Annotated in this window: 15 protein-coding genes; 4 read left to right on the top strand and 11 right to left on the bottom strand. The window is 67.4% G+C overall.

Annotated features, from left to right (window positions below; genetic code table 11):
- Window positions 1-20 precede the first annotated feature (20 nt).
- Complete coding sequence (locus tag FZ983_RS10475) at window positions 21-524, bottom strand: hypothetical protein (RefSeq protein ID WP_149223494.1); 504 nt, start codon at window positions 522-524, stop codon at window positions 21-23.
- 398 nt (window positions 525-922) lie between these two features.
- On the opposite strand from FZ983_RS10475, the gene hutG reads away from it, so the two are divergent.
- The gene (gene hutG / locus FZ983_RS10470) at window positions 923-1,747 is read left to right on the top strand and encodes an N-formylglutamate deformylase (RefSeq protein ID WP_149223493.1); all 825 of its coding nucleotides are present in this window, start codon (window positions 923-925) and stop codon (window positions 1,745-1,747) included.
- Between the two features lie 75 nt (window positions 1,748-1,822).
- Here the strand turns inward: hutG and FZ983_RS10465 are convergent, their stop codons facing one another.
- The 7 genes from FZ983_RS10465 to FZ983_RS10430 all read right to left on the bottom strand — a co-directional run bounded on the left by FZ983_RS10465 (window position 1,823) and on the right by FZ983_RS10430 (window position 9,190).
- A complete protein-coding gene (locus FZ983_RS10465; RefSeq protein WP_149223492.1) occupies window positions 1,823-3,187 on the bottom strand; it encodes an ATP-binding protein in 1,365 nt (454 codons plus the stop codon).
- A gap of 784 nt (window positions 3,188-3,971) precedes the next feature.
- A complete protein-coding gene (locus tag FZ983_RS10455; protein WP_247883701.1) occupies window positions 3,972-4,454 on the bottom strand; it encodes a MarR family transcriptional regulator in 483 nt (160 codons plus the stop codon).
- A gap of 207 nt (window positions 4,455-4,661) precedes the next feature.
- A complete protein-coding gene (locus FZ983_RS10450) occupies window positions 4,662-5,441 on the bottom strand; it encodes an SDR family oxidoreductase (RefSeq protein ID WP_149223490.1) in 780 nt (259 codons plus the stop codon).
- Window positions 5,442-5,462: 21 nt separating this feature from the next.
- Complete coding sequence (locus FZ983_RS10445) at window positions 5,463-6,185, bottom strand: DnaA/Hda family protein (RefSeq protein WP_149223489.1); 723 nt, start codon at window positions 6,183-6,185, stop codon at window positions 5,463-5,465.
- Window positions 6,186-6,198: 13 nt separating this feature from the next.
- The gene (locus FZ983_RS10440; RefSeq protein ID WP_149223488.1) at window positions 6,199-7,266 is read right to left on the bottom strand and encodes an AI-2E family transporter; all 1,068 of its coding nucleotides are present in this window, start codon (window positions 7,264-7,266) and stop codon (window positions 6,199-6,201) included.
- Complete coding sequence (locus FZ983_RS10435) at window positions 7,263-7,823, bottom strand: CDP-alcohol phosphatidyltransferase family protein (protein WP_149223487.1); 561 nt, start codon at window positions 7,821-7,823, stop codon at window positions 7,263-7,265. Before FZ983_RS10435 ends, FZ983_RS10440 begins: the two co-directional genes overlap by 4 nt.
- A complete protein-coding gene (locus tag FZ983_RS10430) occupies window positions 7,820-9,190 on the bottom strand; it encodes a DUF2066 domain-containing protein (RefSeq protein WP_149223486.1) in 1,371 nt (456 codons plus the stop codon). The genes FZ983_RS10435 and FZ983_RS10430 overlap by 4 nt, the downstream gene beginning before the upstream one ends.
- A 97-nt stretch (window positions 9,191-9,287) precedes the next feature.
- Between FZ983_RS10430 and purM the strand changes: the two genes are divergently transcribed.
- The 3 genes from purM to FZ983_RS10415 all read left to right on the top strand — a co-directional run bounded on the left by purM (window position 9,288) and on the right by FZ983_RS10415 (window position 11,307).
- Window positions 9,288-10,349 (top strand): phosphoribosylformylglycinamidine cyclo-ligase, encoded by a 1,062-nt coding sequence (purM, locus tag FZ983_RS10425; RefSeq protein ID WP_149223485.1) that lies wholly within the window; start codon window positions 9,288-9,290, stop codon window positions 10,347-10,349.
- A gap of 36 nt (window positions 10,350-10,385) precedes the next feature.
- Entirely contained in the window at window positions 10,386-11,039 is a 654-nt protein-coding gene (gene purN / locus FZ983_RS10420; protein ID WP_149223484.1) for a phosphoribosylglycinamide formyltransferase, read from the top strand.
- Window positions 11,040-11,163: 124 nt separating this feature from the next.
- Window positions 11,164-11,307, top strand: coding sequence for an aa3-type cytochrome c oxidase subunit IV (locus tag FZ983_RS10415; RefSeq protein ID WP_014247532.1), 144 nt, complete (start codon window positions 11,164-11,166; stop codon window positions 11,305-11,307).
- Window positions 11,308-11,418: 111 nt separating this feature from the next.
- Here the strand turns inward: FZ983_RS10415 and FZ983_RS10410 are convergent, their stop codons facing one another.
- From FZ983_RS10410 to FZ983_RS10400, 3 genes are all read right to left on the bottom strand, one after another.
- Window positions 11,419-12,126 carry an SDR family NAD(P)-dependent oxidoreductase gene (locus FZ983_RS10410; RefSeq protein WP_149223483.1) on the bottom strand — a complete coding sequence of 236 codons (708 nt, stop codon included), beginning with the start codon at window positions 12,124-12,126 and terminating at the stop codon, window positions 11,419-11,421.
- A 79-nt stretch (window positions 12,127-12,205) separates the two neighbouring features.
- Window positions 12,206-13,654, bottom strand: coding sequence for an amidophosphoribosyltransferase (gene purF, locus FZ983_RS10405; RefSeq protein WP_188092286.1), 1,449 nt, complete (start codon window positions 13,652-13,654; stop codon window positions 12,206-12,208).
- Between the two features lie 103 nt (window positions 13,655-13,757).
- Window positions 13,758-14,447, bottom strand: a complete 690-nt coding sequence (locus FZ983_RS10400) for a CvpA family protein (protein ID WP_149223481.1) — start codon at window positions 14,445-14,447, stop codon at window positions 13,758-13,760.
- Between the last annotated feature and the right edge of the window lie 7 nt (window positions 14,448-14,454).

The raw sequence follows: 14,454 nt of genomic DNA, 5'->3' as shown, positions 1-14,454 counted from the left end.
CGATGACGCGTCGATGCCGGTCAGGCCCAGCGCTGTTCGGCGCGATCCAACCGGTAGAAAAGCCCTTCCTGCGGACGCAGGCGCAGGGTTCCGGTGAGAGTTACCGGCTCCCGCGTGGCGGACAGCGCGATGGAGGAGTGGACATGCATCATGCCGGCCGGCCCGGGGCTTTCGCAGGCGGGACAGCCCATGGGGTTGGCGGACAGGATGAAGCGGTTGTGGGTGGTGCCACCGGTCAACGGAACCATGAAGCCGCGGACGGTGACGGTACGGCCGTCCAGGGCAGACACCTTGACCGGAAACTGCGGATCGCCGGCAAGCCCCCCCAACCGGACCGCGCCGAGGTCGCGCCACAACGCCGTGGTTTCGTCCAGCGGCAGGTGGAAGGGACCGGCGGGGTGGCTGGGCGCATCGGCCGTGCCGGCGGCCCATACCGCCCAGCCGGCGACGGGTGCCAACGCAAGCGGCAACAAGATTTGGCGCCGGCCGGGCATGGCCGCGCCAAGACGGGTGGCGGTGTTCATGGTCGCTTCTCCCCTGCTGCGTTGCTTCGTCACCGGGGCTGCGAAATCGGGGCGCCGTGTGTTTTGGAAGTCTTCGGTCCGGTCGCCGGGGGACAGCTTGATCCGGTGCTGGGCGCCGCCTTCTGCCGGGCGGTCGCCGATTGCGCGGGAGTGTCCGGCAAGTCGGGCCTCCGGTCAACGGCCAATTCGGTGTGCCGTTGTAGGGAATGCGGTCCGGAAGGACAGGGTGTCCTTGTGCGGATTCCATAGGTGCGGCATCACTCTGTGCGGCATCACTGCAAGTTTCAAAAAAACGCAATGTGTTTGACGGAATACGGCAGTGGGCTCCATAGTCCACCGGCTGTCCCTGCCGCACTGCACACAGCCCTGAGCCAGCCGTTCCCGTAACGAGACGAGCCATGGAAACCTTCCGATTCCAGCCAGGCGAAACGCCGGTCCTGCTCAGCATTCCGCATGTCGGGACCATGATTCCGCCGGACATCGCCGCGACGATGACGGAACACGGCTTGGCACAGCCCGACGTCGACCGGCACCTTGACCGGTTGTATCATTTCGCCCCGGCACTCGGAATCGGTTTTCTTACGGCGCTCTGTTCGCGCTACGTGGTGGATCTGAACCGCGATCCCGACGGTCTCGTCGCCCAGCCCGGGCTCGACCCAACGGAGATCTGTCCGCTCACCACCTTCGATTACGCACCCATCTACCAAGCCGGGCAGGAGCCCGACCGGGCGGAGATCGGCCGGCGGGTCGGCGCCTACTGGCGCCCCTATCACGACCAGCTGCACAGCGAACTGCGGGCTCTGCGCGACCGCTTTGGGGTCGCGGTGCTGTTCGACGCCCATTCCGTGCGCAGCCGGCTTCCGCGCTTCTTCGACGGCACCCTGCCCGACTTCAACCTCGGCACCGGCGACGGCAGCAGTGCCGCCCAGCCACTGGTCGCGCGTCTGATGAATGTCCTTTCGGCGTCGGAACGTTACTCCGCCGCATTGAACGGCCGCATGCGCGGCGGCTTCATCATCCGCAGCTACGGCAAGCCGGAGGAGAACATCCACGCCATCCAGTTGGAGCTGACCCAGTCCACCTATATGGACGAGGACGCTCCCTACCGCTTCCGCCCCGATCTGGCGGCCGAGGTGAAGCCCGGGCTGGAGCGGCTGATGAGCGCGGTCGTCGAATGGTCGTGGCAGAAGGCCACAGGCCAACGCCGCGCCGCGTATCTGTAACGGGGCTCCCCTGATAAAGAGTGGCCCTCCCCCGTCGCCGGGGAAGGGCCGAAGGACGGCCTGATCGGGGATGGATCAGATCTGGCCGCGCTCGCTCGCCTGACGCATCAGGACGTACTGGCGCATCATCTGATTGCGGAAGCGGTAGCGTTCCAGGCCCGGCTCCACCACCGGGGCCAGCACGCCGCCATGGTCCTCGCGGGTCAGGCGTTTCAGCAGGTCCAGCGTCGCGGCACTCGGCAACTGGCCGCTGTCGCCCGCCAGATCGTTGGGGTCGAACACGCCATAGGCATCGGCCGGGCACAGTGCGGCGGCCAGCAGCGCGTCCTCCAGCTCCACACGGCGGTCCGCAGCCAATGCGCGGGCATAGCTCTCGACGATGCCGCGTTCGGCCTCCTGCAGGCAGCGAGCGACGGCATAGGCCAGATCCGGCCGCTCCACCAGCTTGCTGCCGCGGCTGACGGCACTGCGCGCCGCGTGCAGGCCGAGAAGCTGTGCATAGTAGGGAAGCCCGCGCACGAATTCGGCGATCCGCCGCACCACATCCGGCGCGAACTCGATCGCGGCATTCTGGGCACCGGCCTGGATCAGCCGGCCGATCTCCTGGTCGGTCATCAGCGGCAGATGCACCGGCACCAGCGACCGCTGGATCGACGGATGCTTGCCCAGCAGCTGGTCCAGATTCTCGGCGACGCCGACCACCAGCAGCGTGACGGGGATCGAGCTGTCGGTGAGGTTCTTGAACAGCTCCGCCAGCTTGTTGCGGAAATCCTCGTCGAGGACGCGGTCGTACTCGTCCAGGATCAGCAGCACATGGGTGGCGTGGATGCCCGACAGCACCTCGTTCAGTTCGGTGACGCTGAAGGTGCCGTCCGGCAGCAGCTCGTTCAGGCTGGCGAAGTTGCGCCGGGCGGCGAACGGGTTGTCGAGTGCGGAGCGGTAATAGGTGGAGGGGATCTTCTTCAGGAAGTGCCTGAAGATGTCCTCGAAGCTCAGTTCGCCGCTGCAGGTCAGCTTCAGCGACAGATAGCCGGCCTGCCCGGCGATCTTCTCGATCGCATTGGCGACGGAGGTCTTGCCGCGGCCGCGATCGCCGTAAAGGATGACGTGTGCCCGCTCCTCCTCGATCGCCGAGATGATGCGGCGCAAGGTATCGTTGCGGCCGATGAACAGGCCGTTCAGCTGCTGCTTCGGCCGCGTCGGGGTGAAGGCTTCGCGCAGCAGGCCGTTCAGCTCGGGCGTCAGGCCCTTCAGCATGGCCGGCGCGTTGGCGCCCATGCCCCCGCGATAGCCGCCGTTGACCGACATGGTGAAGCGCGGCAGGTCGTGCTCGCTCTCCGCCTCGCGCCCGCCGGGCTGCGGGAACATGTGGCCGCGGCGGTCGCCGGTGGCGTCGTTGTCGATGATGTCGGGCTGACGCGGTGCTGCGGGACCGCGCATTGCCTCGAACCCGCTCCGACCTTGCCCCCCATCGACCGGACGCAGGAGCGTCCCACCGGGCCGGGAGAATCCGGGTGCATTGGGGAAGTTGCCGGCGGCAGATCCCGGGCCTGAGATCCCCGGCCCCGACATACCCGGTCCGGTCATGCCCATTCCATTGCCCGTGAGGCCATTGCCAGCAAGGCCGCCACCGGTCAGGCCGCCGCCAAGTCCGCTGCCGCCGAGACCCGCACCGCCAGCCGCCGGCATCCGTTCGGCCGCCACAGCGGCCGAACGACGCTTCCGAAAGAAATTCCGCATCCGTCCCAATCCCCACGCGTTGTCGGCGTTCGCGGAACCGTCCCTCTTTCGGCTTCTCTGTCGGGCCAGGAACGGTTCCGCGTGTTCACGATGTAAGCGCTGTGCCGGCCGGGGTGGGCTGGGATTTCGGATATAATACCGACGCGGCATCCCTCGTTCGGGGACCTCTTCCGAAGGGGCCGACACCCCGACGCCATAGGCCCGCTCAGCCGATCAGAATCGGCCCGACCGTAGCCCAGCCATAGAGAACGGCGAGGAACAGGGCGAGGGTCATGCATTCACGCAGGAAAGCCAGAACCGACATGGCAACCTCCATTGTTCGTGTCTTGTTCCGGTATAGCTACCAGAACGGACACGGAACAGCAACCGCACAGTTCTCCCTACGTTCCTGTTATGGGCGCGGGTGTTCCCTCCCGGACACAGATCGAACGGGTAGGTGGGTATAAGATTACGTGTCGGACGTTCGAAAATTTCGGGCCGAAACTCAGGCTGAATCGGCGTCGTCGTAGCGGATCAGGTCGGTCCAGGCGCGCTCCAGCCGCCGTAGCGTGCGGTAGGTGGTTTCGAAATCGGCGCCGTCGCTGTCGCTGCGCAGCAGGCTGTCGGCCCGTGCCGTTTCCAACCTCTTCAGCGCTTCGCAGGTCGCCAGCCCCTGTTCGGACAGCTTGAGCCGCGCGGCCCGCCGGTCGCGCAGGGACGGGCTGCGGTCGACATAGCCGGCTTCCACCAGGTGCTTCAGATTGTAGGAGGCGTTGGAGCCAAGGTAATAGCCACGCTCCAGCAGATCGCGGACCGACAGTTCCTCGGTGCCGATGTGCAGCAGCATCAAGGCCTGGGTCGGGCTGAGGTCGGTCACGCCGATCCGGGCCAGTTCCATCCGAAGCACGTCGAGGAAGCGCCGGGTGATGCTTTCCATGACGCGGCCAAGGTCGGTGTAGACCGCGGGGGCCGCCACGCTCTGCTGCATGCTCATCGTTCCTGTGCCAGTGGCTTTTCAGCCGTTGTCCGGTCGCCGCGACACCGCCGCGCTTGCGAACCGGCGGACCGGGGAAGCGGTGCCGAAGCCCCCTTCCCGCGGTCGTTTCTTAATGGCCTGTGACGATGGGCGGATTTTGATGCGAATTGGAGGGACAAACTTGAGACGTGGGGGCTTTCCCGCCCCTCGACGGCCCCACTACATGGTGCCCGGGTAGGCTCCGCCGTCCAGAAGGATGTTCTGGCCGGTCATGAAACCGGAACTCGCAGCGCAGAGGAAGGCGCAGGCGGCCCCGAATTCATCAGGATCCCCGAATCGGCCAGCGGGGTTTCCCTTGCGGCGGAGTTCCATCTCTTCGTCGATGCTGCGACCGGCGGCCTTGGCTCCGCCTTCCATGGTCTTGCGCAGGCGGTCGGTCTCGAACGGGCCGGGCAGCAGATTGTTGATGGTGACGTTGTGTTTCACCGTCTGGCGCGACAGTCCGGCGACGAATCCGGTCAGGCCGCTGCGCGCACCGTTCGACAGACCAAGAATCGGGATCGGTGCCCGCACCGCGGCCGAGGTGATGTTGACGATCCGGCCGAACCGGCGGTCGATCATCCCGTCGACCGTCGCCTTGATGAGGAAGATGGGCGCCAGCATGTTGGCGTCCAGCGCGCGGATCCAATCCTCGCGGTCCCAGTCGTGGAAATCGCCGGGGGGCGGCCCGCCGGCATTGTTGATCAGGATGTCCGGCTCCGGACAGGCGGCGAGTGCCGCGGCCCGTCCCTCTTCCGTCGTGATGTCGCCGGGGGCGGTGGCGACGGTGGCGCCGGTCGCCCTGCGGATCTCCTCCGCCGTCGCCTCCAGCGCGTCGGCGCTGCGGGCAGTCAGGGTGACATGCACGCCCTCGCGGGCCAGCGCGAAGGCGCAGGCACGGCCCAGACCCTTGCTGGCGGCGCAGACGATGGCGCGGCGGCCGGCGATACCCAAATCCATGCTCGTCCCTTCCTTATGTTCTCAGCGGGTGGTTTTGGAACCGGATCGTTGCGGTTCCGTCCGTTGCAGTTCCGAAAGGACCTCGCGCGCCAGCGGCACGGTCACCCCGCGATGGGCGGCGAGCGATGCGTGGTCCAGTGCCGCCACCAGCCGGCGGGCGAAGTCGAGTGACCGCTCCATCCGTGCCAGCAGATAGGTGATGACCTCCAGCCCCGGCCGCAATTGCCGGTCGGCGAACAGCTTCACCAGCACGGCGGCCAGCAGCGCGTCGTCGGGCGGGCGAACCTCGACCGCCGGCGCCCCCTTGATGCGGGACCGCAGATCGGCCAACCGCGTGCGCCAGCGTGACGGCGCTTTGCGCGACAGCAGCAGAAGATGGCCTTGCTGCTCGCGGGCGAGATTGTAGAGGTGGAACAGCGCCTCTTCCCGCTCGGGCCTGCCGGACACCGCATCGGCATCCTCGACCACCACCGCGTTGGCTGGCGCCAGCAGCGCCGGCACCACGCCCGAGTCGAGCATATCGCCCCTGGTGACGACGGCATGGCTGCGGGCACGCCAGACCTGAGACAGGTGGGTCTTGCCGCAGCCGGCCGGTCCGAACACGGTCAGCGCCGGAGCCGGCCAGGACGGCCAGCGGTCGAGCCACGCCACCGCGTCGGCATTGCTGGACGCCACGAGGAAGTCCTCGCAGCCCATCGCCGTCCGATGCCCAAGGTCGAGCGGTATCTGCGCCGGCAAGCTCATGCGGACACACCCATCAGCGTTCCGCGTCGGTGCCGCGGTAGTACGGGCTTGAGAGATACTGTCGCAATGCGAAGCGGGTCAACACGCCGATCACCGCAGCCACCGGAACCGCCAGCAGCACGCCGACGAATCCGAACAGGCTGCCGCCGGCCAACAAGGCGAACATCACCCAGACCGCATGCAGCCCGACCTTGTCGCCGACCAGCTTCGGCGTCAGGACATTGCCTTCCACCGCCTGTCCGAACAGGAAGATGCCGACAACGACGGCGACCCGCCAGAGCTCGTCGAACTGCAGCAGGGCAAGGCCGGTGCTGGCGACGAAGCCGAACAGGCTGCCGACATAGGGGATGAAGGACAGAATCCCGGCCATCAGCCCGATCACCAGCCCGAAATCCAGCCCGGCCGCCGACAGGGCCAGCGCATAGAAGACGCCCAGCACGAGGCAGACCATTGCCTGCCCGCGCACGAAGCCGGACAGGGTCACATTCACCTCGCGCGCCTGCTCGCGCACGGTATCGGCATGCTGGCGCGGCAGCCACGAATCGACCTTCCCCACCATCACGTCCCAGTCGCGCATCAGATAGAAGGCGACGATGGGCGTGATGAACATCAGGGTCACGATGTCGAACAGCGCGAGGCCGCCTGACAGGATCCGGCTGACGAGGCGGCCAACGATCCCAGCCACCTCCCCGGCATAATTGCCGGCGGCGGCGCGCAGCCGCTCCACATCGTCAGCCGGAAGCCGGTGGATGAAGCGGTCGAGCGCCGGGATCAGCCGCTCCTTCACCAGGGTGGCATAGGTCGGCAACACCTCAAGCAGGTGGGAGATCTGCCCCTGCACCAACGGCACGAGAAGCAGCGACATCAGCACCAGGACCAGCAGGAATCCCAGCAGCACCAGCGTGGTGCCGAGCCAGCGCGGCAGCCGCGCCCGCTCCAGCCGGTCGACCAGCGGATCGAGCAGATAGGCGATGGCCAGCCCGACCACGAAGGGCAGTAGCATGTCGGCCAGCAGCCACAGCGCAAGGACGAACAGTCCGAGCCCGATCAGCCAGAAGCGGAGCTGCTTGGCCGACGTCACGGAACGCCGCCGAGCCGGTTGAACAGCAGGGCACCGCGCCGCGCGTACAGCAGGCCGGACAGCACGGTGGTCACCGTGCAGGCGTACACCAGCACATCGACCAGCTCCCACCCGTACAGATGGATTTCCGGCAGGCCCAGTGCCGGTGGGGCCAGCACCGCGGCGGCAAGCGCGATCTGCACCACCGTGTTCACCTTGCTGATGTAGAGCGGCTGCATCGCCAGCGTCTCCTTCAGCGTGAACAGCAGGATGACGCCGCCGATGATCATGATGTCGCGGAAGATCACCATCATCGCCAGCCAGAGCGGGATCGACCCGACCCAGGCCAGCGCCACGTACACGCCGACGATCAGCGCCTTGTCGGCAAGCGGATCGAGGTAGCCGCCCAGCACCGTACGCGCCCTGAACATGCGGGCGATGGCGCCGTCCAGCGCATCGGACAGGCCGGCGGCGACGAAGAGGGCAAAGGCCCACTCCATCTTGCCGGTCAGGATCATGTACATCGCGGCCGGAACCGCCACGATGCGCAGGAAGGTGATGATGTTCGGAACGCTCACGGCGCGCTCTTGGCCGGCAGCGTTCCCAGATTGCGCGGCGGAGCGCCCAGCGTGCCGCCGGCATCGAGCGGCGCCGATGGTGCCAGCGACATCGGCGAGGCCTGGATCGGGGAAGCTGCCGGCGAAGCGGAGGACGGAACGGCCCCGGCCGACGCGGCGCCCGACCCGCGCGGCAGCAGCGTCAGCTGCCAGTCGGCGGAGGGAACCGGCAGCGGCGCACCGGGATAGGCGGCGGGAGCGGCCGCGGCCGTGCGTGCAAGGCCCAGATCCTGGCGGGCAAGCGCCTGGGTCAGCTGGTCCGGATCGCCGCGATGGGTCAGGGTGATCAGCGCCTCGCTGCGGCTGATCGACATGAGGTTGGTCCGCGTCACCGCATTGACGGAGGAAAGGCGCTTGCGCGTCTCCACCCAGTCGTTCACCGCCGACAGCGGAATGCGGACCAGAGTGTTATGCTCCGGACCGGTCGCCGTGGTGTGCTCGCGCCGCCAGGACTCGTCCAGCTGGGTGCCGACCGCGGCGACCGCGCGGTTCAGCACGTCGTCGGCGCTGCTGCCGCCCTTCACCTGCACGACCTGATTGTCGCGCGTGCCGTCCAGCCCATAGCGCGTGAGATCGACCGTCATGCCGCGCGCCGGATCCGGGCCGTTGGCCGGCAGATCGGTGCGGGCGACCACGACTCCGCCGGCCTTGTAGGCCTGGGCGATGCGGGCGAGCGCCTCGGCATTGCCGGCGACGGCGTCCTCGCCGCTGATCGCCTGGGCGTCGGTCAACTCACCGTCCGGCACCACCAGCGGCACCAGGGATGCGGCGGGTTGCCGCGCCTCCCACGCCGCACGCCAGGGGGTGCGGTCCTGCCACAGGATGGTGCGCCCTTCGGTCTGGGTCACCGGCAGGATGACGAAGGGACGCGACGGCGGCTCGACATACTGGGTGGCGCCGCCGCTCTGGCCGAGTGCGTCGCGCACCGCATTGGGGCGGAACCGCACGGTGATGGCGCCGACATAGCGGCTGGCCGACACCTTTTCCTCATCGATCTCGAAGCCCTGAACCATCCTGGCGATCTCATTGTCCGACAGGCGCGGCGGGGTGCCGCCGGGGACGAGGCGGCGGTACAGCTCCGCCCAGGCCTTGGCCTGCGCCTCGCGGATCGCCTGGTCGCGGACCGTGGTCGGGTTGCTGCCGTTGATGTCGACCCGGACGCCCGACACCGCGAAGGGATCCGCGGCGGACGGCATGGCGGCAGAAGTGGCGGCGGCCGGCGGCGGGGAGCCGGTCTGCGCACCCGCCGGCCCGGTCATGGTCAGGACCAGAGCGGTGGACATGGCAGCAAGACCGGCGAGGAGCGGCGCGCGGCGGCGGTGGAGCATTGCAAAGCCTTCCGATTCGAGTATGTTCGGCCCGAGCCCAAGGCCCGGTATATAGCTCAGCCCAAGCGAGGATACCATCAGCACCCAGTCCTATAACATGTCCGACGCCTACAAGCAGGCCGGTGTGGACATCGATGCGGGCAACGCGCTTGTCGAAGCGATCAAGCCCCTTGCCCGCTCCACCGCGCGTTCCGGCTCCGACGCGGGCCTGGGCGGCTTCGGCGCCCTGTTCGACCTGCGCGCCGCCGGCTACCAGGATCCGCTCCTGGTCGCGACGACCGACGGCGTCGGCACCAAGCTGAAGGTGGCGATTCTCGCCAACCGTCACGACACCGTCGGTATCGATCTCGTCGCCATGTGCGTCAACGATCTGGTGGTCCAGGGCGCCGAGCCGCTTCTGTTCCTGGATTACTACGCCACCGGCAAGCTCGACGTGGCCGCCGGCCGCGACATCGTCGCCGGCATTGCGGAAGGCTGCCGTCAGGCCGGCTGCGCGCTGGTCGGCGGCGAGACCGCCGAGATGCCGGGCATGTATTCCGAAGGTGATTACGACCTCGCAGGATTCTCCGTCGGTGCTGTTGAACGCCAGCACGCCCTGACCGGTTCCGCCGTCCAGGCGGGCGACGTTGTTCTCGGTCTCGCGTCCACCGGTGTGCATTCCAACGGCTATTCGCTGGTGCGCAAGCTGGTGGAGAAATCCGGGCTCGGCTATGATGCCGCCTGCCCGTGGGACGAGTCGAAGTCGCTCGGCGAGGCCCTGCTGACGCCGACCCGCATCTATGTAAAGAGCACGTTGAAGGCGGTGCGCGCCGGCACGGTCCGTGCCATGGCCCACATCACCGGCGGCGGCCTGATCGAGAACATTCCGCGCGTCCTCCCCGACGGACTGGGTGTCGTGCTCGACGCCTCGACCTGGACCCTGCCCCCCGTCTTCTCCTGGCTGATGAAGACCGGCGGCATCGCTCCGTACGAGATGGCGCGCACCTTCAACGTCGGCCTCGGCATGGTCGTCGTGGTTCCCGCCGACAAGGCGAACGAGGCCATCGACATCCTGCGCGAGGGCGGCGAGACGGTCTACACCGTCGGCACCGTCACCGCCCTGAAGGACGGCGACGCCCGCGTGACCGTCAACGGCATGGACGCGGCCTGGACCGCGTAAGGAACGCCCCCGGGAATCGTTCCCAAGGATAGTTCGATGAGCAAGTTGAAGCTCGGCGTCCTGATCTCGGGGCGCGGCAGCAATCTGCAGGCGTTGATCGACGCCTGCGCCGCGCCGGATTTCCCGGCCGAGATCGCGCTGGTGCTGTCCAACAAGGCCGATGCCTTCGGCCTGGAACGGGCCTCCGCGGCTGGGATCGCCACCGCGGTGGTCAGCCACCGCGACTATCCCGGCGACAAGCCGGCCTTCGAGGCGGCAATGGATGCCCGGCTGCGGGAGGCCGGCGTCGAGCTGGTCTGTCTCGCCGGCTTCATGCGGCTGCTGTCGCCCTGGTTCGTCGGGCGCTGGCAGGATGCGCTCATCAACATCCACCCGTCCCTTCTGCCCTCCTTCAAGGGGCTGGACACCCATGAACGGGCGCTGGCCACCGGCGTCCGTTTCCATGGCTGCACCGTCCATCATGTCCGCCCTGCGATGGACGATGGTCCGATCATCGCGCAGGCCGCCGTTCCGGTTCTGCCCGGCGATGATGCCCAGCGTCTGGCCGATCGGGTGCTGGAGGCGGAGCACAAGCTTTATCCCCATGCCGTCCGCCTGATCGCTGAGGGTCGCGCCCGCGTCGACGGCGATCTGGTGCGGATCGACGGTCCGGTGCCTGAACTGCCGACGATTCTCAACCCGCCGCTTTAGGCGGGTTCTCCCTTCCGGCTCCTACCCTTCCGGCATAGTTGACGGTTCCACTCGGAATCTGTTGCGTTTCCGTACGCCTGCGTCAGAATTGCGGGCAAAAGAAACTGTTGGAGGGTTGATCGATATGGCGGCCGTAAGTCCCAATCCGGTCAGTGAAGAGACCGTACGTACCCATCAGGCGACCTGGATCGCCTTCACCAAATTCATGAAGTACAGCATCGCGGGCGTGATCGCGGTGCTGGTTCTGCTGGCGATCTTCACCCTGTAAAGGCGGCAGGTCGGAACGCGCCTTCATTTCCATCCGCCCTTCCCCGCCCGGCGTCTGCCGGCCACGGGGAAGGATCGGGAGGAAGGTCCTGGGACGCCAAGTAGGGGCCGGTTACTGCGCCAGAACCAGTTCGCCGTGCTTCGTGCAGGCGGCTTCGGCCAGTTCCACGAATCGCTCGGTCACCTGTTCCGGCTGGGTGATCTTCTTCGGATCCTCGCCGGGGAAGGCCTGGGTGCGCAGCTTGGTCGCGACCACGCCCGGATCGATCAGGTTGACGCGCACGCTGGAGCCGGCGACTTCCATCGCATAGGTCTTCACGATCATCTCCAGCGCCGCCTTGCTGGCGCCGTAGGGCATCCAATAATGTTGCGGGGCCTTGGCGGCGGCCGAGGTGACGAAGATGGCGCGCCCCGTACCGGATGCGCGCAGCAGCGGATCCATCGAGCGGATCAGGCGATAGTTCGCCGTCACGTTCAGGTCCATCACCCGCGACCACAGCTTCGGGTCGTACTGTGCGACGGGGCCGAGAGCCTCCAGCGCGCCGGCATTGCCGACGACCACGTCCAGCTTGCCGAATCGCTCATACAGCGCGTGGCCAAGCTGGTCGATCTTGTCGTAGTCGCGCAGGTCCATCGGCACCAGGGTCGCCGACTGGCCGGAGATCTTCTGGATGGCGTCGTCGGTCTCCTCCAGCCCGCCGACGGTGCGGGCGACCAGGACCAGATGGGCGCCTTCGGCGGCAAAGCGCTTGGCGACGGCGGCGCCGATGCCGCGCGATGCGCCGGTGACGAGGGCGATGCGGCCGGAAAGACGGGACATGGTGGAGACTCGTTTCCTGGGTTTATTGTTCGTTCACATACGAAAAACCCTCCCCCGTTGCGGGAGGAGGGTTTTGGGATCAGGCGCGGACGGCGACGTTCGCCTCGACGGGCGGATTTTCCAGCGCGTCGGTCAGCGGGATCGGGTAATCGCCGGTGAAGCAGGCATCGCAGTAGCCGAGGTTGGCCGGATCGCGCTTCTCCTCGCCCATCGCCCGATAGAGGCCGTCGAGCGAGATGAAAGCGAGGCTGTCGGCCTGGATGAAGTCGCGCATCTGCTCCACCGTCATGCGGTGGGCCAGCAGCTTTCCCTGTTCCGGCGTGTCGATGCCGTAGAAGCATGGGTGCGAGGTCGGCGGGCTGGAGATGCGCATGTGCACCTCGGCGGCACCGGCGGCACGCACCATCTCGACGATCTTCTTCGACGTGGTGCCGCGGACGATCGAGTCGTCCACCAGCACGACGCGCTTGCCTTCGATCATCGCGCGGTTGGCGTTGTGCTTCAGCTTCACGCCCAGATGGCGGATCTGGTCGGTCGGCTCGATGAAGGTGCGGCCAACATAATGGTTGCGGATGATGCCGAGATCGAATGGCACGCCGGCTTCCTGGGCATAGCCCAGCGCCGCGGGCACGCCGCTGTCGGGCACCGGCACGATCACGTCGGCGGGAACGCCGGCCTCGCGGGCCAGCTCACGGCCGATGCGCTGGCGCGCCTCGTAGACGGAGGTGCCTTCCATCACACTGTCGGGACGGGCGAAGTAGATGTATTCGAAGATGCACAGGCGGCGCTGCTGCGGCTGGAACGGGCGCAGGCTGTGCACGCCACCGGCGTCGATGACGATCATCTCGCCCGGCTCGACGTCGCGGACATATTCGGCACCGACGATGTCGAAGGCGCAGGTCTCGCTCGCCAGGATGTGGGTGTCGCCCAGCCGGCCCAGCACCAGCGGACGAACGCCGAGAGCGTCACGCACGCCGATCACCTCCTTGGAGGTCAGCGCCACCAGGGAGAAGGCGCCTTCGACCTGCCGGACCGCCTCGATCAGGCGATCCACCGGCGAGCCGCCGCGGGCGGTCGCCATCAGGTGGACGATCACCTCGGTGTCGGTGGAGGACTGGAACAGGCAGCCGCGGCGGACCAGCTGGCGGCGCAGGGTCTGCGCGTTGGTCAGGTTGCCGTTGTGGGCCAGCGCAAAGCCGCCGAACTCGAAATCGGCATAGAGCGGCTGGACGTTGCGGATCGAGGTGTCGCCGGTGGTGGCGTAGCGCACATGGCCGATGGCGCTGGCGCCCTTCAGCTTGGCGATGATCGCCTCGGAGCTGAAATGGTCGCCGACCAGGCCCAGCGTGTGCTGCAGGTGGAAGCGGCCGCCGTCGAAGCTGACGATGCCCGCCGCCTCCTGCCCGCGGTGCTGCAGGGCATGCAGGCCCAGCGCCGTGATGGCGCCCGCCTGCGGGTTGCCGTAGATGCCGAACACGCCGCACTCTTCGCGCAGCTTGTCGTCGTCGAACGGATGCGTCGTCAGCATCACCAGAAGTCCTTCGTCCAAGAGGCGCCGTCGGCGCGCGTCAGCACATGCAACGAGAAAACGGTCCACAAACGTCGAAAGCGCCGAAACCGAGCGGTCAAGCTCAGCGGGCGTTGTTCTGCATCAGCCTTTCAAGGTCGGCGCGGTCGCGGTCCTTATAACCGGTATCGGGTGCCGGTGCACCCCCGGTCTTCGCGGGGCTGGGTACCGGCGTCGACAGGCGGTCGAGCGCCTGCTTGGCCTCCATCGCCTGACGTGCGCGGTCGCGCGCCATGTCCATCTGGCCGAGCCCTTCCTTTCGCAGATTCTCCGGAACGAAGCCGTAGAGCGTCTCCGCCCCCATCGTCAGGAACGGGCGGGTCTTCGCCTCCTGCAGCCAGGCCGGCTGTTCCGCCGGATTGGGCACCAGCCACAGGAAGAACAGGTAGGCGATCGACACCAGTACCCCGCCCTTCACCAGGCCGAAGACGAAGCCCAGCGTGCGGTCCAGCGCCGACAGGGCCGAAGCCTGCACCCCGCGCGACAGGCTGCGGCCCAGCAGGGACAGCACGATCAGCGCGATGATGAACACCCCGACCGCGGAAGCGGCGTAGGCCAGCATCTCGAACCGGATATAGATCTGTGCATAGGGAAGGACATGGGGCAGCGCGTAGAGCGTGATCACCGCAGCGCCGGCCCAGGCGGCGACCGACACCACTTCGGCCACCATGCCGCGGCTGAAGGCGAGCAGCGCCGACAGAAGCAGGACGGCGATGACGACGATGTCCACCGGATTGACGGGAAGGTTGTCCATTGCCCTG

The organism is Azospirillum sp. B21 (genome assembly GCF_008364825.1).
Lineage (GTDB): Bacteria > Pseudomonadota > Alphaproteobacteria > Azospirillales > Azospirillaceae > Azospirillum.
Note: the sequence above shows the minus strand (reverse complement) of the source record. Positions and strands in the feature narration are given on the sequence as shown.